A 21,428-nucleotide genomic window follows, 5' to 3' on the forward strand; every position below is an offset into this window, starting at 1 on the left:
TCCGGTTTACGCCGTCGACGTTGGTGGGGTTGTTCTTGGGGCTGGCTCGGCGACCTTCTGCTGAGACCTCATCTCATCTTTCCGAAGGGTCGAGCGCCTGCGGAGGCCCGCCTCCGCAAAGTTGCGCCGGACGACGTCAAGGGCGGCGGCTGCGGCGATCACCAGGCCGCTGACCACGTAATCATAGTTTGGCGGCACATTAAGCAGGTTAATCGCGTTTTGGACGAGCGCCAGGAGCAGCACCCCCAGGAGCACGCCGCCGATCTGGCCCTCACCGCCCAGCAAGCTGACGCCTCCGATCACCACCGCGGAGATAACCGTCAACTCGGCTCCGACGCCGGCCGTCGCCGCGCCGGCTTCCAGGCGTGCAGTGATCATCAGGCCGCCGAGCGCAGCCGTGATCCCCGAGATCACGTAGGCGGCTAAGGTGACCTGGTTTGTACGAATGCCGGAGAGGCGGGCCGCAACCGCATTGCCGCCGGTCGCGTAGATCGAGCGTCCGAAACGCGTGCTGCTCAGCACGAAGTGGGCGATACATCCGAGGGCGATCGTGAACAGGATTACCACGGGGACGCCGAGGAAGCGTACCGCCTGCACGTTCACGAACACGTCCGGCACCGGGGCGATGTTCCGGCCGCCGGAATAAATGAATGCCACGCCGCGGGCCGCGCTCATCATCGCGAGCGTGGCGATAAGCGGCGGGATCTTGATCGCGGTTACGTTTAATCCGTTGATCAACCCGATCGCAGCTCCTGTGCCGAGCGCGATGAGCGTCGCCAGCCAGACGGGCACACCCGCTTGCAGGGGAAGACCGACGCATAGAACGGACGAAAGCGCCAGCACGGCGCCGACCGAGAGGTCAATCCCGCCCACTAAAATGACGAACGCCTCCCCGATCGCCACGACGGCGATTATGGTGGAGGAGTAGAGCAGGTTCTCGATGTTGATCCTGGTAAAAAACACCGGGGTCGCAAGGCTCAACAAACTGCTTCCGATCACGATAACGGTGAGCAGACCCAGGCTCTGAACCGCCTCAAGGACGGCCCGGTTACCGGTGCGGAGCTTACCAAGGAAACCGCGCTGAGTAGGGTAAGCAGCGGATGCGTCCTTCTTAATCGCGTGCGTTTGGGTGCTCATGGGGCTTCTTGCCGCTAGGCGGTGGCGGCGTAGTTCATGATGCGTTCTTGGGACAGGGAGGAACGGTCAAGTTCGCCGGCGATGCGACCGGACCGCATGACCAGGACGCGATCGCTGAGGGCCAGGACTTCCGGCAACTCGGAGCTGATGAGAAGGACAGCGTTACCTTGTGCGGCAAGGCGAACGACGAGTTCACTGATTTCCGCTTTGGCGCCGACATCCACGCCCTTGGTCGGTTCGTCGAGAACAAGGAGGCTGGGCCGGCGGGCGAGCCAGCGCGCAAGCACAACCTTTTGCTGGTTGCCGCCCGACAGCGTCGATATCCGGACCTTCGGCGACGCCATCTTTATCGCGAGCGAGCGTTTTGCTTCGCTCACGATCTTGTCTTCGCGCTTCCTGGAAATTATCCAGCGCGGCGCGATGCGGTCCAGCACGGCTAGGGTCGTGTTCGCGCCCACGCTGAGTTGGCCGACGAGCGCCTGGCGACGGCGGTCTTCAGGCAGCAACGCGATGCCGGCCCGGATTGCGGCCGCCGGATCGTTTGGCGCAACCCTCGTCCCGCCGATCAGCACCTGACCGGCATCGTACGGATCGATCCCAAAAATGCAATTTGCGACTTCACTGCGGCCGGCGCCGACGAGGCCGGCGAGCGTCACGATTTCGCCTGCGTGAACCTTGAACGAGATGTTCTCGAGAACGCCGTAGCGGGTCAGACCCTTTACTTCAAGAATAACCTTGCCCGGCTGGCGGGCGGAGTTGGTGACCTCCTGGACCGCGCGGCCGACCATCATCTTAATGACCCGTTCCTGATCGAGTTCAGCCGCGGGCACGCTCCCGATGAGCCGGCTGTCGCGCAGCACAGTAATGCGGTCAGCGATGCGGAACACCTCCTCCAGCCAGTGCGACACGAAGACGATGCCGAGGCCCTTGGTCTTCAACTCGTGGACGACCGCAAAAAGCCGGTCGATCTCCCGCGGCGACAGTGAGGTGGTCGGCTCGTCCATGATCAGCATGCGCGCGTCCTCCGAAAGCGCGCGTGCGATTTCGACGAGTTGCCCCTCAGCGGGCGAAAGCCGCTGGGCCCGCGTTGCGGGCGAGAGCTCGGGAGCCACCTGTGCGAGCGCTTGCAGGGCGCGCCTTGTCTGTTCTTTCCGGGAAATCACGCCGAACCGCGTCGGCCAGTGGCCAAGCATGATGTTCTCTGCGACGGTCATACTGGGAACCAGGTGGTGATCCTGGTGGATCGTGGCCACGCCCGCTTGGTGGGCCGCCGCGGGATCCTGATCAAGGCGCTTGCCGCCGACCAGAATTTCGCCCCGGTCCGGCGTGTAATAACCGGCCATGACCTTGATCAGGGTGGACTTGCCGGCGCCGTTTTCCCCGACCAGCGCATTGACCTCGCCGGACGTGATCTCGAAATCGACGTTGTCCAGGGCCACGACGCCGGGAAACGATTTACTGATGCCCCGGGCAACCAGCACGGGCCGGCCCGGGGCCAATCCCCCGGCTGGCCGATCACCAGGCTGTGACGCGCCGGTCACGGCTGCCTCCGGGCTTGAACTTTCGCCGGCCGCGAGCTACGCCGGCCGGAATGCTTCCCGGCTGGCCGATCGGATACCGCTTTTGGGGTCGCAATAGATAACGTTTTCATCCTTCGGGGGAGCAAACGCACGCGTTTACAAGGCTTGTGCCAGCATGAATGCTTCGACGATCGTACTTTGAACCAATCGCGGCGCCACGCAATCGCCGACTCGTTCGATCCGGACGTCGTTGAACTCGGCTGCCTCCTTCAACTCCAGGAACAGGTCTTCTCGCGACCGCCGCCCGATAATCGGAACCACCCAGTCGATCCCCTCGACCCACTCCCCTTTGCCCGGCACCAGGAGGTACTTCTTCCAGCCCTGCGTATCCTCGCAGCTGAAGGTGCCGGCGATTTTGGCCCGGTGGCGGCCGATTTCCAGCAGCATCGTGTTCGGACGCAGGCGGATGCCTTTGATTGCGGCACGCCGGTAGAAGAGAGTCCGGGTACCGGCTTCGATGTCCTCGCCGACTAAGGGGTGCGAGGCGATCACTTCGACTCGACAGCCCCGGTCGGCCAGGTATTCTGCCGTGCCGGCGCCCTCCCAGTGGCCATTGTCATCGACCACGAGCACCGTCCCGCTGAGTTCCACCTTTCCCGACAGGACGCGGTCCGACGAGACGACGAACGGCTGATCAAGGCCGGGCACGCCCGGCAGCACCTGCCGGCCAAGCGCCCGCGCGCGCTGTGCGCCGTCGCTCCCCTGGTTAGGCAGGTTCGGCTCCGAGCCGGTTGCGATCACGATCACCTCCGGCGCTAACCCCTGCAGCATTGCGCGCGTCGCCGTCAGGCCGAGCCGGACGTCGACGCCCAGATCGGCTACGGCAGCCTCGAGGTACCGGGTAACCTCCCCGATGATCGCGTGCTCCGGCTGCCTCGCCGCGAGCCGGATCTGGCCCCCAAGGGCGTCCTCACGCTCGAGCAGCGTCACCCGGTGGCCCCGCTTCGCCGCAATCTCCGCGACCTTGAGGCCGGCCGGCCCGCCCCCGACGACCACAACGCGCCGCGAACGACCGCTTTGGGCCACGAACCGCTCGTTAATTTCGCGTTCACGGCCTGCGCCCGGGTTGTGGATGCAGCGAACCGGCTTTTCCTGGCCGACCTGGTAGATGCACGCGTCGTTGCAGGCGACGCACAGTCGCACAAGCTCAGCACGGCCGGCGGCAAGCTTATTCGGCGTCTCGGGATCCGCGATGAACTGGCGCGCCATTCCGATGAGGTCGGCCTGACCGGCCCGCAGCATTTCCTCTGCACGCTGCGGCGGGCTGATGCGCCCGAACGCGACGACAGGCAGGCGGCTCGCGCGTTTAAGTTCGCCGTTGAGCGTCTGAAAATCGCCTGAGGCAACGGCCGCCGGCGGAATTTCCATCCAGTAGCTCGAAAACGAACCCGCGTCGGCATTGAAGTAATCTACAAGCCCGCTCGCTTCCAGGATGTGCGCCATCTGCAAGCCGTACTCAAGGCCGTAGCCGAAAGTCGTGAATTCGTGCAGACAAATGCGCACGCCGACGGGGCAAGCGTCTTCCGTTGCTTTTCTGATCGCTTCAAGAACTTCGAGTGACAGCCGCATGCGGTTCTCAAATGAGCCGCCGTACCGGTCGGTTCGTTGGTTGAAGAAGGGAGAGGCGAACGAGCGCAGCAGCCCGTCGTGCGCCACCTTGATCTCGATCCCGTCGAAGCCGGCCTCGGCAGCATTCCGCGCGCTGACCGCGAAGCCCTCGATTACGGCGCGGATGTCGTCCTCGTCCATCGCTTTCGTGGTGAAATGGCTTGAGGGTTCGGGCATCTGAGTCGGCGCCCACATGATGTGCGGCGGATGCTCGAGCGAGGTGTGGCCCCCGTGGGTCAGTTGGCTGAAGATCTTCGCACCGTGCGCATGCACGGCATCCGTGACGTTGCGCAGCAGCGGGATGACCGCCGGGTCCCACGCGTTGATGAAGCGGCGGGACATCTTGCCGGTGGGATGGATCGCCTGGCTTTCAAAGATGATCAGGGCGACGCCACCGCGGGCGCGCTCTTCGTGATAGGCGACGTGGGCATCGCTCGGCTGGCCGTCCCAGGTGCCCAGGGCGGTGAAATGGGGCTGAAAGACGAAACGGTTCCGGAGCGCGACGTCGCGGATGCGAAACGGGCTTAACGCCATCGAAAACCGCTGAAACGCATCAGGGAGGGGCGAGGTTGAAGCGCTCATGAGAGATAACGTTCTCAGTCAAATCTCTCAGTTTCTGCGGGGGCGCAAGCGGAAAATTGATGTCGCCCGGTTTTTACGGCGCGTGCGTTCGACGAAAGTTGCGTCCGCAAGTGCTTCCGGCGCGCAACCATGACCGGAGAGGGGAGGGGAGGGGAGGCATTTGCGCCGGTCGCTGTCGCGTTCTAAGCTGAGAACGATTACTGAAAACGGAGCCCAGTCGCGCCGGCGAAGTGCCCCCTCCGGCGCCGCGACGGTTTCAGTTTATCATCAGGGGGAATTTATCGGTCACACCATAACCATGCAGGGCGCAGCAGCTACGCTGGACGACGTCGCCAGGCGTGCCGGCACGTCGGTCGCAACTGCAGGACGTGCCCTGGGCGGATACGGGAAAGTGGCGGCGGCCACCCGCGAACGCGTTCTGAAGGCGGCACGGCAGCTCCATTACCGTCCCAATGCCCTGGCCCGCAGCATGAAGCAGCGCTCGAGCCTTACCATCGGGGTGATCGTCGGAAACGTCTGCAACCCTTTCTTCAGCGTCGTCCTTCGCGCGATCGAAGACACGGTAGGTGCACACGGTTACCAAGTGATCATGTGCAACACCGACGAAAGCATCGAAAAGGAGTTGGCCCATGCCAGGGCGCTCCTCGAGCACCGGGTGGCCGGCATCATCCTTTCGCCCACCGCGGGCGAAAATGGAGAAGCCTCCCGGGCGGCCAAGGAAATCCACACGAGCAGGATTCCCCTGGTCTTCATCGATCGGGCGGTGAAAGGGATGAAAGTTCCGACCGTGGTGAGTGACAATCAGTCGGCCGCGCACGAGGCCACCGCGCATCTGGTTGAGGCAGGCCACCGGCGTATCGGCATAATCGTGGGACGGAGGACGCTGGACACCATGTCGGAAAGGATTGAAGGCTATCGCCGGGCACTCGCCCAGCACCGGATTGAATTCGACGATTCGCTGGTCGTCGATGCCGTCCACGTCGGAGTCGAAGGCGGTTATCGCGCCACAAAGCAGTTGCTCGATTTTCACCGTCCCCCGACGGCGTTGCTTGTGGCAAACAGCCTTTTAATTTTAGGGGCACTGAGCGCCATAGCGGAAAAAGGGCTTGCCATTCCGGATAACGTGGCCGTGATCGGTTGGGACGATTTTTACGCTGCCCCGCACCTGAAAACACCGCTTACGATGGTGGATCAACCAGCGCATGCGATGGCCTCGATCGCCGCGGAGCAGCTCATGAAAATGCTGGCTGACAAACCGGTCGATCCTTCTCTCTACGTCATTTTAAAATCCAATTTCATCGTCCGGGACTCAGCCGGAACGCCCTCCAATCGACGACCGCTTGTCGGTTGCCGAAAAACTTCGAGCGATGCGTAAATCGGTTTTGGCTGGGGCTGAAAGCCGTGAACGCAACGATGGTGGAGATTAACGGTTGAAAATCCGTTGCAGGAAGCGTAGTCCTTCGCGAGCCAGTGAATCCTGATCCGGCGCGAGCGGCCGCCAGAGCGAGACCGCGCGGGCGATCTCAGTGATTTCCGCGGTGAATGCCTCGATCACTACCGGGCCTTGGTAGTTGATTGCAGTTAGCGCCAACACAACTTCCGGCCATTCGATGTGCCCGGTGCCCGGCGTGCCACGGTCGCTTTCACAGGAATGAAAGTGAAACACCCTGGAACCGGCCATGCGGATCGCGGTAGCGAGGTTTTTCTCCTCGATATTCATGTGGAAGGTATCCAGCAGCAAGCCGACATTGGACGCGCCGATTCGCTCGATGAGTTCGAGGCCCTGCTCTACGGTGTTGATGAAGTCGGTCTCGAAACGGTTTAACGGTTCAATGGCAAGCTGGACGCCTCGCTCTCCGGCATATTCGGCCACCGGCTTCAACGTTTCCACCGCAAGACTCCACTGCTTTGACCGCTGCGGGGGCGACAGGAGGTTCGTCTTTCCGGTCGCGGAATACATTGGGCCCGCCACGAACGGTGAACCGAGTTCCTTCGCGATATCTATGCACGTCTCGAGGTATTTCGCGGTGTTAGCGCGGACGTTTTCCTCGTCTGAACTGGCATCCCGGCCCGGGCCGAAAGCACCACAAACCGTCGCGGTAAGGTCATTCTCCGCCAATGCCCTTTGAATCCGACCAACATCAATCGTAACGGGGTCTTCAACGCAGATCTCGATGATGTCGAAGCCCAGTTCGCGAACCTTTTTGACAAGTCCAAGCGTCTGGTTCGAGAACGGTGAAACCCAGATAAATGTACTGGCACCGAAGCGCATGAACGATTTTCCTTGAAGTAGAGCTGCTGCCCGAGTTCCGTAAAATTCCGGATGGCCTGTTCAGTCGACCCCTCGAAGAACCGCCACATCGTTTTGAATGCCGGGAATGCCGGGTCCCGGCGCCCGGCACTACTTAGCCGTCAGCAGCGGCTTCATGTATTCGTACGCCTGCCGTGCCACCAGGTCCGGCTCGACGTTTCGCCGGTTGAATCCGATCTCCATCGCCAGGTAGCCGTCATAAGCGATGTCACGCAGCGCTTGCACCAAACCAACAAAATCACCCGGACCCTGACCGGGGGCCAACCGGCCAAACTCGGAGAGGTGAACGTGGCGCAAATTCTTCCCCATCTTATAGACGTAATCGGTCGGCACCTCGTTGCGATAATACGCATGCTGGGTGTCGAACATCAGCTTGACGTTCGGTTCGGCCACTTCCTCCATCAACTCGATGGCGTGGTCGCAGCTCTCGATCAGGTTGCTGTCGGTGGGCGTCGGCTCGATGGCCAGCACCACCCCGGCGCCTTCGGCGGACCTGGCGATCTCCTTGAGGGCTTCGGCACTCCAGGCCCAGGCCTGGGCGCGCGGCGTGCCGAAAATCTGCCATCCGGCGACGTAAAGCACGGTGTTACCCCCGAGGTCGGAGCAGAGCCGGGCAACTTGTTTGTACTGTTCAATGGCTTCCCGGCGCTCTTCCGGAAGGGGCGAAGCGACGTTAAAGCCGGGACCGCCGCCGGGCGCCGGCAGCATGCTGGAGAGCGCCAGCCCATTGTCGTCCAACACGCGTTTGATCTCCTTGCGCCGCTCCTTGGTGACCTGACTAGGGTAGGCATGCGGTGCGGCCGCCCCGATTTCAATGCCGTCGTAGCCGATTCGAGCGATCCGTTTGATGGTTTCTTCGAGGGTATAGGCAGGAACCCAAACCGGAAAGCTGGAGTACACCCAGGTGTTAAAGGCTAATTTCATGATTCGTGGATGCTTGTGCTTTGCTGTTGAAATCTTCTGCCGGTCTAATCCCAGACGAAAATCGCTTTTTCGGTCTTCCGTTCGTCAAACATTCGGAATGCCTCCGGGGCCCGGTCCAGAGAGAAACGGTGGGTAATCATCTTCTCCACCGGAATCCGTCGATCGACGATGAACCGGGCTATCTCCTCAAATTCACTCAGAGGGAAATACCACGCCCCGATGACCTGAAGCTGTTTTCTGATAAACTGGTCGCTCGGGTTTATCGTCGTCGAAGACGATTCCCCAACGAGAGCCACCGATCCGAACCGGCGTGCGGAGTCGAGGGCAGAGTTCTGGGCTTTGCCGTTCCCCGAACAGTCGATCGCCGCGTCCACACCTGCGCCGTCCGTGAGTTCGCGCAACCGCGCGGTGGCATCTTCGCTCCCGCTGTTCACGATTTCGTCCGCCCCGAGTTCCTTTGCCATCGTCAGCCGGTCCTCGAGCACGTCGACGGCGATGATGCGTGCGCCCCTGGCTTTCCCTATAAGGACGCCGGCCGCCCCCATCGGACCGATGCCGAAGACGGCCAGGGTAGTGGCGCCCGATACGCCCAACCTTTTTTGGGCGGAGTATTGCGTTCCAATCATGTCGGTCATGACTGCGCCCGCCTCGAACGAGAGTTGATCCGGCAGCTTGAGGCAGTTAATCGCAGGCGCCACCAGGTAGTCGGCATCACCGCCGTCCACGTCGAAGCCGAGGCATTTGAACTCGGGGCACAGCATCCGGAAGCCGCCATGGCACCACCGGCAATGCCCGCAGCCGATGGCGAGGTAAACTGCCACCCGGTCGCCCGGTTTAACGTTGGTCACGCCGGTCCCGACTTCCACGACGTCACCCGCCGGTTCATGTCCGGGAATGATCGTGCCTGTCTTGGCTGCCTCACTGGCCAGCACGGGCTTGCCGTAATAAAGGCTCATGTCGCTTCGACACAGGGCCGAAGCCCGCATTCTAACCAGCGCCTCGCCGGGTCCGGGTACCGGATCCGGGCGATCGACCACCTCTACCTTTTTGTTTCCAGGGAATAGAACCGCTTTCATGATGATTTTCTGTTGATACCTAGGTGGATAGCGATCTTCCTGCGCCAACGGCGGACGCGTGTTCCGCGGCAACCTGGACCCGGGCCCGCAAAATCGTGTGGGCGTAAAGCCGAGCTACCAGCGCCGATCCATCACTTGACTGCCCCCATGGTGAGGCCCGAAATCAGCCGTCGTCGCAGTAGAAACGTCATCACCAGGATGGGAGCGACAATGGCGGTTGACGCCGCCGTCAGGTTACCCCATTGCGTGCCGAACATCCCGGTAAACTCGTTGACACCGACCGGGGCCGTTTTCACGTCGGCGCGCGTCAGGGTCAACGCGAAGAGAAATTCGTTCCAGCACAGGATCATGCTCAGCACGGCCGCGGCAACGATGCCCGGCACGGCCAGGGGCAAGGTCATCCGGGCGATGACACCGATTCGTGAACAACCATCCACGCGTGCAGCCTCCTCGATGTCGGCGGGGATCTGGGCGATGACGCTGCGCAGCAGCCACACCACCATCGGCAGGTTGAATGCCGTGTAAGGGATAATCAGGATCGGGTAGGTGTCGATCAATTGTAACTGGCCTGCGAGCACGAATACGGGGATGGCCGCTACGATGGGAGGAAACATAATCGTCGACAAGATCCACGTTGATAAAAATTTCCGGCCGGTAAAGCGTACCCGTGCGAGGGCGTAAGCCGCCGGAACGCCGACCAGGATACTGAGGGCGGTCGAAGCCGCGGCCACCAGGGCGCTATGCACCAAAAGCGGCAGGAAGGCCTGGGACGAAGATGTTTCGCCTCCAAATACCGCCGCGTAATGTTCCAGCGTCGGCCGGAACACCCATTTGGGCGGGATGGTCTGCGCATCGCCGCTGGGTTTGATAGAGGTGAGCACCATGAAAAGCAGGGGGATCAGCGCACCGATCATCGACACCCACACGACCAGGCGGCCGGCAATATTCAGGGGTACTCTGCTGACATCTGCCATAACTTGCCTCCGTCCGGGATGATCAGTGTAACAGTTCGGTGTTGCGGCCCAGCACCTGCAGCAACTGCGAAACGATGAATGACAGCAAGATCAGGAATACGATGCCGACGGCGGCAGCGGCACCGATCTGGAAATCTTGCAGCCCAACCCGGTAGAGCGTCAGGTTGATCAGTTCGGTCGAGCGTCCGGGGCCGCCGCCCGTCAGGATCTGGACGGTGCCGAACGTTTTAAAAGCTTCAACCACCCGCAGCAACACGGCGATGGCGATGAACGGCCGCAGCTGCGGCAGGGTCACGTGCCAGAAGGTTTGCCAGACCGTGGCGCCGTCGACGGCCGCGGCCTCCTTGGATTCCTGGGGCAACCCCTGCAGCCCGGCCATCAGGATCAGGGCCACAAAGGGCGTCCATTGCCACACGTCCAGGCTCACCATAGCCACCCAAGCGGTCGGCGCCGAGCTCAACCACTCGATCGGCCGGTGGATCAGGCCCGCCCGCTGCAGGTAGTAATCGACCCAGCCGTAGTTAGGATTGAGCAGTTCGCGCCAGATCAGCGCAGACACCACCGGCGTCACTGCGAAAGGCAGCAACAGGACCGTTGAGGCCAGGTTGTTGCCTAAACTTCGCGGGGCGAGGGCGCACGCCAGCCCCAACCCCAACAGAAGTTCGATCGTAACCGACACCGCCACGAACAGCAGGGTAACGAAGAATCCGTTCCGGACGGTCGGATCGGTGAACACCTGCACGTAGTTATCCAGCCCGACAAACCGCTTCAGGTCAGGGTTGAGCAGCGTAAAGTTGAAGAAACTGGCCTGCAGCAGATAGAGCGCCGGGGCGATCGTCATCAGCAGCAGGATCACCAGGGCAGGGGCCACGAGCGACCAGCCTAATGCCATATCGGAACGAATGGACTTCTTCGCTTCTTGCGGCGAAGGCGCCCATTCGGCCGTAGGCGTCGGTCGGGTGATGGCGGCTTTAGCCATTGGCGATCGGATACCCTGCCTGCTTGATCATCCCTTTGATCTGGGAGGCGGCCGCATCCAGCGCCGCCTGGGGCGTCTGGCTGCCGGTCGCGGCATTGTTGACCGCCACCGCAATCGCCTTACTGACGTCGCTGTAGTTGCTCAGGCGCGCCCGTCCCACCCCGACCCCCAGCGACTTGCCGAGAACTTCGTAGAAGTTGGCGAAGTCTTTCTGAAGCGCAGGATCCGACACGGCTTGTCTATACACCGAGACGCGGGTGGGGTGCAGCTGCTTCTGCAGCATCTTTACCTGCGTATCACTCGACGTCAGCCACGTTATCGCCCGGTACGCCCATTCCTTGTTTTTGGCGAATTTGTTGATGCTCAGGATCCAGGTTCCGAAGTGAGGCCCATAGGATACCTTCTTCGGGACCATGGCGTAGGCCACTTCCCCTTTCACATCCGGGTTGAGCTTCATGTCATGGTAGTTCATCGCCATCGCCGTCAGCCCTGAGTTGAACGTGGCGCTCACGTCATCCCAGGAAAACGACGTCACGCCCGGCGGGGTCACCTTCCGCTTCTGAATTAGATCGGCATAGAAGGTAAGCGCCTCAATGCCGGCCGGAGAGTCAAAAGAGAACCGGAAATCGTCGGAGACGAGGTGGCCGTCGCCTCCCCAGCAGGCGAGCAACGTCTTGAAATCGTCGGTCGCCCAATCGCCGGTGCCGGGCATGAGCGTGGTCCCGTAAAGCCGTTTGTCGGGCCGGGTGAAAAATTCGGCCATCGGCACAAAATCATCCCAGGTTTCCGGCACCTTGAGTTGCTTGCCATACCGGCTTTGAAAGGCTTGTTGCTCTTGCGGGTTATCGAAGAGGTCCTTTCGATAGGCGAGCGTGAGCACGTTCGATTGGATCGGCAAGCCGAAGATTTCGAACCCCTGCTTGGCGATCTGGGCGGCGTCGACCTCGGTTGGCGAGCCTGGAAAATGCATGAACGACTTGGCCGTCTGGTAAACCGCCGAATCATAAAAGGCGGCCGGGATGAAATCGGTCAGGTTAGGATCGGTTACGTCATTGTATTTCGGGTCTTTCAGGTAGGAAGTCAGGGGCTCGAGCTTGCGGGTCAGGGCCGGCATCCACGGCGTATCGATAATCATGATATCGTAGTGGGGGCTCGAGGCCGCCAGTTCCGCAAACACTTTCTGCTGCAGCGCGGCGTAAGGGTAGGTTTCGAGGTTCAGCTTGATGCCGAACTTGGAAGCAAAGTCGGGCAACACGAGTTTTACCGCTTCGGAATCGGCTTCGGCCGTCGCGTACAACAGGTTGAGCATCTGTGGTTTTGACGCGGCCTGCGCCGTGCGCGGCGCGAGCACGCCGCCGAAAACCGCCGCACCGGAAGTTGCGGCGGCTAACTTTAAAAAATCTCGCCTTCTCATAGGAACTTTCCAAGGGGGGGTGATGGATTCGATGTGGCTCTGGGGGGAACGAAGGGTGGAGTGTCCGTTAGGTCGCGGGTGCCAAGGGTCGGGTGTGGGTCTTCGTCCGGGAGGGACGATCACCGTTAGGCTCCCTCTAGAAATAAGGTGATCAGTGGTTCGGCTTGCGAGGCTGGATTTCGTAGTTCCAGTCGCCGTGGAATTTGTCACGCCGCAGCTTGACCTGGGCGATCTCCTGGTCCGAAACTTTGATCCCCGATTCATAGGAGGCGGTGTCCAACTCCGAATGCACCCGGAGGCCTGTGGCGGTGGTGGTAGCGGCAATGAGACTCACGATGGCCTGCAAACTGATCAGAGGCTTGCCACGCCAATTCTGGGTGATGAAAGCGAACAACCGATGCTCGATCTTGTTCCACTTGCTGGTGCCGGGCGGGAAGTGGCACACGGCAATGCGCAAGCCCGTTTCATCGGCGAGTTTTTGTAGCTCCCATTTCCATAACCGCAGCCGTGAGCCGTTACTGCCCCCGGAATCCGCCGTGATCAGCAGGCGCTTGGCATGCGGATAGGTTTGCTGGCCCATGGACCGCCACCACCGGCGAATGCTTTCAACCGCGAATTCGGCGGTGTCATGGTCCACCCCCACACTGACCCATCCTGAGTTGCGACCGATATCGTAAATGCCGTACGGGGTGGCGCGCCCCAATTCCTGGTCGATGAAATCATGCACCCGCACTTTTTCCGGATCGCCTTTGGGGCGCAGTTCCCGGCCGCCATTCTTGAAATCGCCCACCAATTCCTTCTTTTTGGTGTCGACCGAGATGGCGGGCTCTCTGCGGCTTAAGCACCACTTCACCTTAGCATTGAGATGCTCAAACTGGGCATTGCGGTCCGGATGGTTGGCCCCCCCTTTGGTCTTGCGGTTAGCTTGCAAACTGTAGCCCAGCTCGTGAAGCAAGTCGCCCACCACTTGATGGCTGACGCGGTGGTGGAGGCGCTGCAGTTCCTCCGTCAGCTTCCGCAGGCTCTTACAGGTCCAGCGCAAGGGCGCCTCGGGGTCTGCGCGCGTGGTGGATTCCAGCAGTTTCTCCAGATCCGACTTGAAGGTAGGGTCCCGATCGACCGCTTTTTTTCGGCCGCCGCCGGCCCGCCGAATGCGCCCCGGGCTCAACGCCGCTGGCTCTTGCAGTTCCGCCAAGCCGTGGCGGATCACGCGCCGTGAAACCCCGGTGGCCCTGGCGACAGCGCAGATGCCTCCTGGTCCAATCGCCTGACTCTCTGCGGCGGCCAACAGCCGACGCGCCCGCTCATCCAACCGGGGCCGTAAGGTCTCGTAGCGCGCTCTGATGTCGGCCTCAGCAATCATGAATCCAAGTGTAGGCCGAAATCTTTCTATATGGAATGTTTATTTCTAGACGGGCCCTTAGCCCGGGACTGCAACGTTTGGCGCGGGAAGAGCGTGGTTTCGGTTTCAGCCCCTTCGGGGCTGAAGGCGGGTTCGTCCGGACGAAGAGTGTTAATGGACGATGTTGCCATGTTTCGAATCGCCCGTTGCGGGGGAGTTCTTCTCATAAGGGTACAGCATAGTGTGAAACCTGACTGCGATGAACTTCGGTTTGAATTCCAATTTCCGGGATTTGGTCGTCGGGTGCCAACCCTGCGGCGGGTATGGCCGCTTATGGCTGGAACCGGCGGCCCGTTTACCGGCGGGACCGCGCGATCATGACGGCGAGAATGATAATCACGCCGCGGGCGATTAACTGCTGGCTGAACTCCAGCCCCATCAGGATCAGCCCGTTATTGATTAGACCAATCATGAGGGCGCCCACGATCGAGCCGACGACCGATCCGAATCCTCCGAACAAACTGGTGCCGCCCAGCACGGCCGCCGCAATTACCGATAATTCATCACCTTCACCGAGCTGGAACCGGCCCGAGTGGAGCCGACCGGCATAGAGCATCCCGGCTATCGCGGCCGCCACACTGGAAATGATCAGCACCTGCAGCTTAATATTATGCGTCTTGATGCCCGTAAACCGCGCGGAATTCTCGTTGCCCCCGGTCGCGAGGACCTTGCGCCCGAAAGTGGTTTTTCTCAGGGCGACGTGGCCGATGATCGCCGCAATCAACGTCCAGATCAACAGGATCGGGATGGCGCCCAGGCTGCCGGAGCCGAAATAGAAGTTGTAAGTCCGGTCCAGAATCGGGACGGCAGCGGTGTTGCTGGTCCACATCGCCACGCCCCGCGCGATTTCCATCATCGCCAGCGTCACCAGGAACGACGGGATACCTACGCCCGTTGTCAGCATCCCGTTGACCAGCCCCACCACGATGCCGGTCAGAAGGCCCGCCACGATCCCTCCGATGAGCCCGAACGCGGAGATCGCCAGCGCCGTGATCACCGACGCCAAGCCCGCCACCGCACCGACAGACAAGTCGATTTCACCGCAGGACAGCACGAACGTCATCGCCACGGCCATGATCGCGATCATGGCAGTCTGTCGGACGATGTTGAGCAGGTTGTTTGGGTCAAGGAATCCCTTCTCGCCCAGCGTGATCGAGAAGAAGATGAAGATCAGGACAAACCCTGCGTAAATGACGTACTGGCGCCAGTCCTCCAGGGCACGGCGCATAAAGGTGGGCGCGGGCCGCGAAGCCGCCGGCGTGGTGGGCTCAGAGATCGTAGGCATGGTGTTCTTTTTCTTGGATGGCAACTTGCAGGCCTTTTTCCATGGCCGTGATACGGCTGCCCGTGTCGGTGGCGCCCGCCGCCCAGCTTTCGATTTCCTCAGAGGCAACTTCTCGAACGATTCTTCCCTCGGACATGATCAGGATCCGGTCGCTGAAGGCCAGCAGTTCGGCCGGTTCCGACGAGATGACAATGACGCCTTTGCCTTGGTCGGCCAGGTCCCGAATGATCTCGACGATCTCGGTCTTGCTGCCGATGTCGACGCCAGCGGTGGGTTCGTCCAGGATCAAGAGGCTGGGGTCGGCGGCCAGCCATTTGGCGAGCACCACCTTTTGCTGATTTCCGCCCGACAAGCTGCGGATAGGAAGGTCCGGAGAGGCGGTCTTGACCCGGAGCCGCTGGATAAAATCCTGGACCAGGGCCCGTTCCTCGGACTCGCGCACAAAACTGTACCGGGCCAAGCGGTTGATGACCGGCAGGCTCAGGTTGTTCGCCACGCTGTGCTGGAGCACCAATCCCTGGGTGAGCCGGTCTTCGGGGATCATGGCTATGCCTGCGGCCAGGGCTTCCGGCGGCGAGGTGATCTTGACCGCCTTTTCTCTCACCCGGATTTCACCCTCAACGACCGGTTGCAGCCCGGTGATCGACCTGGCCAGGGAGCTGCGACCGCTCCCGAGCAGGCCCGCGATACCCACGATCTCGCCTGCCCGAATGGTAAAACTCACGTCGATCGGGCGAGGCTTACCGGTCAGGTGCGAAACGCGCAGGATTTCCGGGCCCAGATTCCTATTGGCCCGTGCCCGCCGTTCGAATGCCCCGATCCGGCGGCCGACGATTTGTTCGACGATGTGGTCCAGGGGCGTTTCCGCCACGGACTGGGTCATGACGTTGCGCCCGTCCCGCAGGATCGTTACCCGCTCGGCGATCCGCCGGATTTCCTCCATGCGGTGCGAGACGTAGATAATGGACATCCCCGAACTCTTGAGGCGATCCAGGAACGCAAACAGGTGATCGATCTCCGCCGTGCTCAGGGTCGCCGTCGGCTCATCCATGATGAGCACACTCGCCTCCTGCGAAAGGGCTTTGGCGATCTCGGTCAGTTGCCGCTGGCCAGCGCTCAAATTGCTTACCCGGCGACGCGGGTCGAGCTCGACGCCGATCTTTTCCAGGAGTCCGTGCGCCTTTTTCAGGGCCGTGCGATCGTCCAGGAAGCCGCCGGCGGCCCTGGGTTCTCTCGTCAGGAAAATATTCTCGGCAACGGTCAGCGTGGGAATCAGGCTGCCCTCCTGGAAGATCATTGCAATCCCCAGGCGGCGGGCCGCCTCGGGCGTATGCTCCTCGAGTTTGACCCCGTTGATCCAAATTTCACCCGCGTCCGGTTTGTGGACGCCGCAAAGGATCTTCAGAACCGTGGATTTGCCGGCGCCGTTTTGACCGAGAAGGGCGTGGATTTCGCCTTTGCGCACCGAAAAATCCACGTGCTCGACCGCTTTGACCCCGCCGAAGGCCTTGACGATGCCTGTCATGACGACGGCATCGCCCGGTTGTTGATTAGCTTGCTTCATCGATTGACGTCGACTGATTCTGTCCAAGCCGTCAGGCCTTGAGATTACTTCATGCTTTTTGTGATATTGGCGGGAGGATCCTGGTGGTACACTTCCTTCCAGGCCTGCAGCAGATTATCTCGGGTGATGGCCAGTGCGGGCCAGGCAACGTAGGCGGGCGCCGGTTTGTTAAGGAGCCCGTACCCGGCCAACAATGCCTCGGTGGTGCCCTGGTCGTAGGGCCGCTGTGCCCCCAAGCCTTTAATCAACCCGCTTTGGGCCATTTCGATGGCCACGTTCTGCCCTAAATCGCAGGTGGTGATAACCAGGTCATCCTTGGCCGCGGAACGGGCCGCCGACATAACCCCTTCGGCGGGCACGTCCCATACCGCCCAGATACCGTTCAAATTCCGGTGGGACGTGAGCATCGCGGAGGCGGCCCGGTCCCCATCGCCCGAAAAGTCGGGCCCCCCGATGCCTTGTTCGGCCGCGATTTTGATCCCGGGGTAGCTGTCGGCGATTGTTTTCTTGAACCCGTCGTAGCGTTGACGCGTTACGAAGAAATCCGCCGCGTGGTAAACCAAGCCGATCTGACCCTTGCCCTTCAGGAACTTCGCCATGAGGTGGGCGGCAACGACACCGTTTCCGTAGTTGTCGGCCGAAACGACGCTTACGTAGTCTTTACCAGCCTCCATGCCCTTGGGAACGTTGTCCATGAAGACCAGTTTCACCCCTTTCTGGCTCGCTTTCTGGTAGGCGGAGGCTGTGGAGGTTGGGTCCGTCGGGATCGAAACGATGATTTGGGGGTTTTGCGCCAGGATCGTTTCGATGTCAGCCACCTGTTTCTCCGGTTTGAAACCCGCGTCGGTCACCGCAACAACGTCGATGGCCATTTTTGCAAATTGGGCCTTGAGGCCGGCGATCTGCGCCTGCGACCAATCGTTTCCTCCGTAATGCATCACGATCGCGGCTTTCGCCTTGAGCCCCCGGACTTTTTCCAATTCTTCGGAAGTTAAACTTACCGAGTTCGGGTCAGCGGCATCCTCGCCGTGGGGGCCTTTACTCAACGGCTTCTGCTGGACTTCGGCCAACGCTTTCGCCGGATCGACGCCCTGGCCGTGCGCACTTCCGGGCACGCCGCCCAGCGCCGCCAGTGCAAGGATGAGTGAGGTCAGGGTAGAACCGATTTTCATAGGGGTGGGGGGGTATAGGCTAAATTTGATTTATTTGCGAAAGCTCAATCTCAGCTTTCAAGCCGCTTCTCAAAGCTTTCCAAGTACTGCATGCTGATCTCTGCGCCGGCTTTCGGATCGTCATAGGCGTCCAATTCCACCGCGATCCATCCGGAATAGTTGATCCGGACCAGCGCATCCAGAATCCCCTTCATGTCCAACTCACCCCGGCCCAGCGGCAGAAACTCAAACGGCTGCCGGCGAAAATCCTTCAGGTGGACGTAGCGGATTCGGCCGGCGTGATCGAGAATCAACTGCGCCGGATTGCCGCCCGCTGCAGCCAGGTGAGCGGTATCCGGACAAAAGCAGATCCTCGAACGGCTGAATACTTTCTTAATCTGTTCGGGCCTTTCCACGATCGTGGTTAGGTGCGGATGGTAATGCGCCAACAAACCGCGCTGCTCAACCGCGTCGACGACCTTGTCCAAAGCCTCGGCAAGGCGGTCGTAATCTTCATCCGTCGCCGGCACCGTTTTTTGCGCTCCGCCGCCTACCACCAGGTGCTCAGCGCCGAGCTCGGCCGCGAGGTCCGCGGCCTTTCGAATTCTCCATAACTCTTCGGATAAGATGTCGGGAAAGACGAAATTACCACCACTGTACACGGCGACCAGACGGAGCCCGGCCTGATCGAGCCGGCCTCGAAGGCCGCTGAGGTTATGCTCGTAGTCCACGAGGTTGCCGTCGAAGAGCTCGATGGCCTGATAGCCGGCCTGCGCAATCTCGGCGATCGCGCGATTCATGTCGCCAAAGGTCCGGTAGAACAAATTCTTCACGGAAGTGACCCCGACAGGTTCTCCTCCCAGAGCACCCCAACAATTCGCGTGGTAAGCTTTCTTCCAAAGCGGCATATCGACTCCCGATGTCAGCCACGGTTAATTCAGTCTCATCACGTTACTTCCTGCTACGGCTTGCGCTCGGCATTGTAGCGGCTGGCAATGTAGTCGGAGACGCGCCAGGCGTTGGCCATGATGGTGAGCGTGGGGTTGGCCCCGGTTGCCGTCGGGAACGGCCCGCCGTCGACGACGAACAGGTTATCAACCTCATGCGCCCGGCACCACTTGTTCAGAACCGACGCGGCAGGATCATCGCCCATACGGGTGGTGCCGTGCTGGTGCGAACAGTTGCCGGTGATGCGTTTGGGGTAGACGCGGTACACTTTCTTCGCTCCGGCCGCCTCCAGGATTTCAGCGTTACGATCGATGACCCAGCGGCCCATCTTGAGGTCATTCTCGTGCATTCTGCTGGTGATCCGCGCAACGGGTAGTCCCCAGGCGTCTTTGACCTTGTCGTCGAGCTCCACGCGGTTGTCGTGTTGCGGCATGTCGTGGAGCACCATGCCGACGGCGAAGCTGTGGTTATAGAAGTCGCGGTCCATCTGCTTGGCTTGCAGGCCCCACATCGGGCGATCCGGCAAGCTCCAGTTGATCGGCAGCGGGATGCCGACGCCCGCGGAAGCGACATGACAGCCGCTGACGAAACCGCGTTTTTCGTCGTGCTCGTAGAATTGATAACTGCTCGACGCCACGTAGCCGCCGCCTGCCCAGGCGTAGATCGGGTCGTCAAAAACGCCGACCGCCGCGCTGTACTCATGGAAGGTCGCGTTGCGGCCCACAAGGTCGCTGCCGTTCGCCAGACCATGGGGAAAGCGGGTCGAGCGTGAAAGCAACAACAACCGCGCTGACTCGATCGCGCCGCAGCCAAGGATAAAGATGTCCGCCTCCTGCTCTGTAAAGTCGCCGTCGGCATCTTGATACACCGCGCTCCTGGCCCGGCCCCGCCCGTCAACCGTAATTTCGTGCACGTAACAGTCAGGCCGCAGATCCAGCCGTCCGGTCTTCAGCGCGTCGGGAATCCAGACGGAGAGCGCGCTTGAGCGCGTGCCGGTCGGATCGCCGTGCTGCTGGGCAAAGGCGCTCTGAACGGTCACGGGTCGACCGTTGTAGGGGCGGGACAGCGCCGCCATGGGCGTCGGGAAGCAGTTGTAACCGAGCTTGCAGCAACCCTCGTAGAACTTTCGACCGTAGCGCGTCGCGGGCAGGGGCGGACACGGGTAATCCTTACTGCGGAACGCCTCGTACCTGTTCACGCCGCCCGCGCCCGACACGCCGAAGGCCCATTCGACCCTGGTGTAATACGGTTCCAGGTCCGCGTAAGAGATCGGCCAGTCGACGAGCGTTGTCCCGGGCAGGTCACCGGCAATCGTGCGGAGTTTAAAATCGCTCTCGGTGAAGCGCGGCAGCCAGCCCTGCCAATGGACCGTTCCCCCGCCGACCATCTGCGGCACCGGACAAAACAGTTCAACTTTAGTTTCTCCGTCTGTGGACCCCCGGTAAGTGCGCGGGTTGAGGATCGGGTCAGGCCAGAGGTTGTAGCGGTTTACATTGGCGAGCTCATCGCCGCCGAAGCTTTCGCGGTTGCGCCAGGGCCCGCGTTCGAGGGCCACCACCCGCATGCCGCGTTCAGTGAGCACCTTGGCAGCGGTCGCGCCTGACGCGCCTGCCCCGATGATGACCACTTCTACGCGTTCCGGCCTATGCTTTTGCGCCATGGTGCCTGTGCTCCTCCCAATCGATCGGTTGCTCAGCGAAGAACGGCAGCGTCGTGAAGCGCCCGGCGTGCGTCTCGGCCAGCGACTCCGGCCCTTCGAATCCGATTAATTTCCAGCCGACGCGGTCTTTGTTGCCGCCATAGATCGGATCGGAGTAGAAAGCCTGCCGGGTGTGCAGGGCAAGCAACGGGAAAAAGCCGAGTTCGATCTCGGTGCTCGTCTGCTGCAGCGCGGGCTCGACCGGTGCGAAACCCGCGGCGGTCTGCGCTTCCATCAGCCCTGCCTCGGCCTGCAGCGCCGGCCGTTCGATGCCGGCCAGAATCCTGTCCTGCTGCTCAGCCGTCAGCCGCACGAAATCAGCCCCGAACCGGGACCGGCTCCTGCGATCCAGTTCGTTGATGCCCTCAACGTATTTCGCGCCCAGGACCGCGATGCGCCGTTGCCATGCCTCGGCGCGCTTGCCCTTGAGCTTCTCGAAGCCGCTGCCGTCAGGCTTTGCATACACGAAGTCAATGCCCGAGAGGTAGCGATCAAGGAATTCAACCGTTCCGGCCTCTCTGGCCCCGGGCTGATCGTCGGCCGGAATAATGCGCGCCATCGCTGCCTCGACCGTCGCGCGCTGGTGCGCATCGAAAAATCTTCCTTCCATGCTGCTTCGATCCGCTTGCGAGTCTGCCATCGGGAACCTCCTACGCGGTTAGAACAAAGCCTGCACCCGCGCGTTCACGAGAAAATGGACGGTTGGGACTACGAGGGTCCGGGTCCAAATCAAAGTAGTTCGCACACCCAAAAGGGATGTTGGGGTAAGGTCCTCTTTTCATCATGACGCAACG

At 61.2% G+C, this 21,428-nt stretch carries 17 protein-coding genes; 1 reads left to right on the plus strand and 16 read right to left on the minus strand.

Features of this window, described 5'->3' with window-relative positions:
* Positions 1-6 precede the first annotated feature (6 nt).
* The 3 genes from JO015_18625 to JO015_18635 form a co-directional block, all read right to left on the minus strand.
* Positions 7-1,137 (minus strand): ABC transporter permease, encoded by a 1,131-nt coding sequence (locus JO015_18625; GenBank protein MBW0001112.1) that lies wholly within the window; start codon positions 1,135-1,137, stop codon positions 7-9.
* Positions 1,138-1,151: 14 nt separating this feature from the next.
* Positions 1,152-2,636, minus strand: coding sequence for a sugar ABC transporter ATP-binding protein (locus JO015_18630; protein MBW0001113.1), 1,485 nt, complete (start codon positions 2,634-2,636; stop codon positions 1,152-1,154).
* 177 nt (positions 2,637-2,813) lie between these two features.
* A complete protein-coding gene (locus JO015_18635) occupies positions 2,814-4,907 on the minus strand; it encodes an FAD-dependent oxidoreductase (GenBank protein ID MBW0001114.1) in 2,094 nt (697 codons plus the stop codon).
* Between the two features lie 298 nt (positions 4,908-5,205).
* Here JO015_18635 and JO015_18640 point away from each other — a divergent pair, with 298 nt between their 5' ends.
* Positions 5,206-6,282, plus strand: a complete 1,077-nt coding sequence (locus tag JO015_18640) for a LacI family DNA-binding transcriptional regulator (GenBank protein MBW0001115.1) — start codon at positions 5,206-5,208, stop codon at positions 6,280-6,282.
* A gap of 48 nt (positions 6,283-6,330) precedes the next feature.
* Here JO015_18640 and JO015_18645 read toward each other — a convergent pair whose 3' ends face one another.
* The 13 genes from JO015_18645 to JO015_18705 form a co-directional block, all read right to left on the minus strand.
* The gene (locus JO015_18645) at positions 6,331-7,179 is read right to left on the minus strand and encodes a sugar phosphate isomerase/epimerase (protein ID MBW0001116.1); all 849 of its coding nucleotides are present in this window, start codon (positions 7,177-7,179) and stop codon (positions 6,331-6,333) included.
* A gap of 129 nt (positions 7,180-7,308) precedes the next feature.
* Positions 7,309-8,142 (minus strand): sugar phosphate isomerase/epimerase, encoded by an 834-nt coding sequence (locus tag JO015_18650; protein ID MBW0001117.1) that lies wholly within the window; start codon positions 8,140-8,142, stop codon positions 7,309-7,311.
* Positions 8,143-8,186: 44 nt separating this feature from the next.
* The gene (locus tag JO015_18655; protein MBW0001118.1) at positions 8,187-9,218 is read right to left on the minus strand and encodes a zinc-binding dehydrogenase; all 1,032 of its coding nucleotides are present in this window, start codon (positions 9,216-9,218) and stop codon (positions 8,187-8,189) included.
* 131 nt (positions 9,219-9,349) lie between these two features.
* Complete coding sequence (locus tag JO015_18660) at positions 9,350-10,192, minus strand: carbohydrate ABC transporter permease (protein MBW0001119.1); 843 nt, start codon at positions 10,190-10,192, stop codon at positions 9,350-9,352.
* A 22-nt stretch (positions 10,193-10,214) separates the two neighbouring features.
* Entirely contained in the window at positions 10,215-11,171 is a 957-nt protein-coding gene (locus JO015_18665; GenBank protein MBW0001120.1) for a sugar ABC transporter permease, read from the minus strand.
* Positions 11,164-12,585 (minus strand): extracellular solute-binding protein, encoded by a 1,422-nt coding sequence (locus JO015_18670; protein MBW0001121.1) that lies wholly within the window; start codon positions 12,583-12,585, stop codon positions 11,164-11,166. The genes JO015_18665 and JO015_18670 overlap by 8 nt, the downstream gene beginning before the upstream one ends.
* A 151-nt stretch (positions 12,586-12,736) precedes the next feature.
* Positions 12,737-13,948, minus strand: coding sequence for an ISAzo13 family transposase (locus JO015_18675; protein MBW0001122.1), 1,212 nt, complete (start codon positions 13,946-13,948; stop codon positions 12,737-12,739).
* 334 nt (positions 13,949-14,282) lie between these two features.
* Positions 14,283-15,215, minus strand: coding sequence for an ABC transporter permease (locus tag JO015_18680; GenBank protein ID MBW0001123.1), 933 nt, complete (start codon positions 15,213-15,215; stop codon positions 14,283-14,285).
* 40 nt (positions 15,216-15,255) lie between these two features.
* Positions 15,256-16,836, minus strand: coding sequence for a sugar ABC transporter ATP-binding protein (locus JO015_18685; GenBank protein MBW0001124.1), 1,581 nt, complete (start codon positions 16,834-16,836; stop codon positions 15,256-15,258).
* A gap of 44 nt (positions 16,837-16,880) precedes the next feature.
* The gene (locus JO015_18690) at positions 16,881-18,008 is read right to left on the minus strand and encodes a substrate-binding domain-containing protein (protein ID MBW0001125.1); all 1,128 of its coding nucleotides are present in this window, start codon (positions 18,006-18,008) and stop codon (positions 16,881-16,883) included.
* Between the two features lie 50 nt (positions 18,009-18,058).
* Entirely contained in the window at positions 18,059-18,895 is an 837-nt protein-coding gene (locus tag JO015_18695; protein MBW0001126.1) for a TIM barrel protein, read from the minus strand.
* Positions 18,896-18,948: 53 nt separating this feature from the next.
* Positions 18,949-20,595 carry a GMC family oxidoreductase gene (locus JO015_18700; GenBank protein MBW0001127.1) on the minus strand — a complete coding sequence of 549 codons (1,647 nt, stop codon included), beginning with the start codon at positions 20,593-20,595 and terminating at the stop codon, positions 18,949-18,951.
* Positions 20,579-21,274 (minus strand): gluconate 2-dehydrogenase subunit 3 family protein, encoded by a 696-nt coding sequence (locus tag JO015_18705; protein ID MBW0001128.1) that lies wholly within the window; start codon positions 21,272-21,274, stop codon positions 20,579-20,581. The genes JO015_18700 and JO015_18705 overlap by 17 nt, the downstream gene beginning before the upstream one ends.
* Positions 21,275-21,428: the final 154 nt, after the last annotated feature.

The sequence above is a fragment of the Verrucomicrobiota bacterium genome, from assembly GCA_019247695.1.
GTDB lineage: Bacteria > Verrucomicrobiota > Verrucomicrobiia > Chthoniobacterales > JAFAMB01 > JAFBAP01.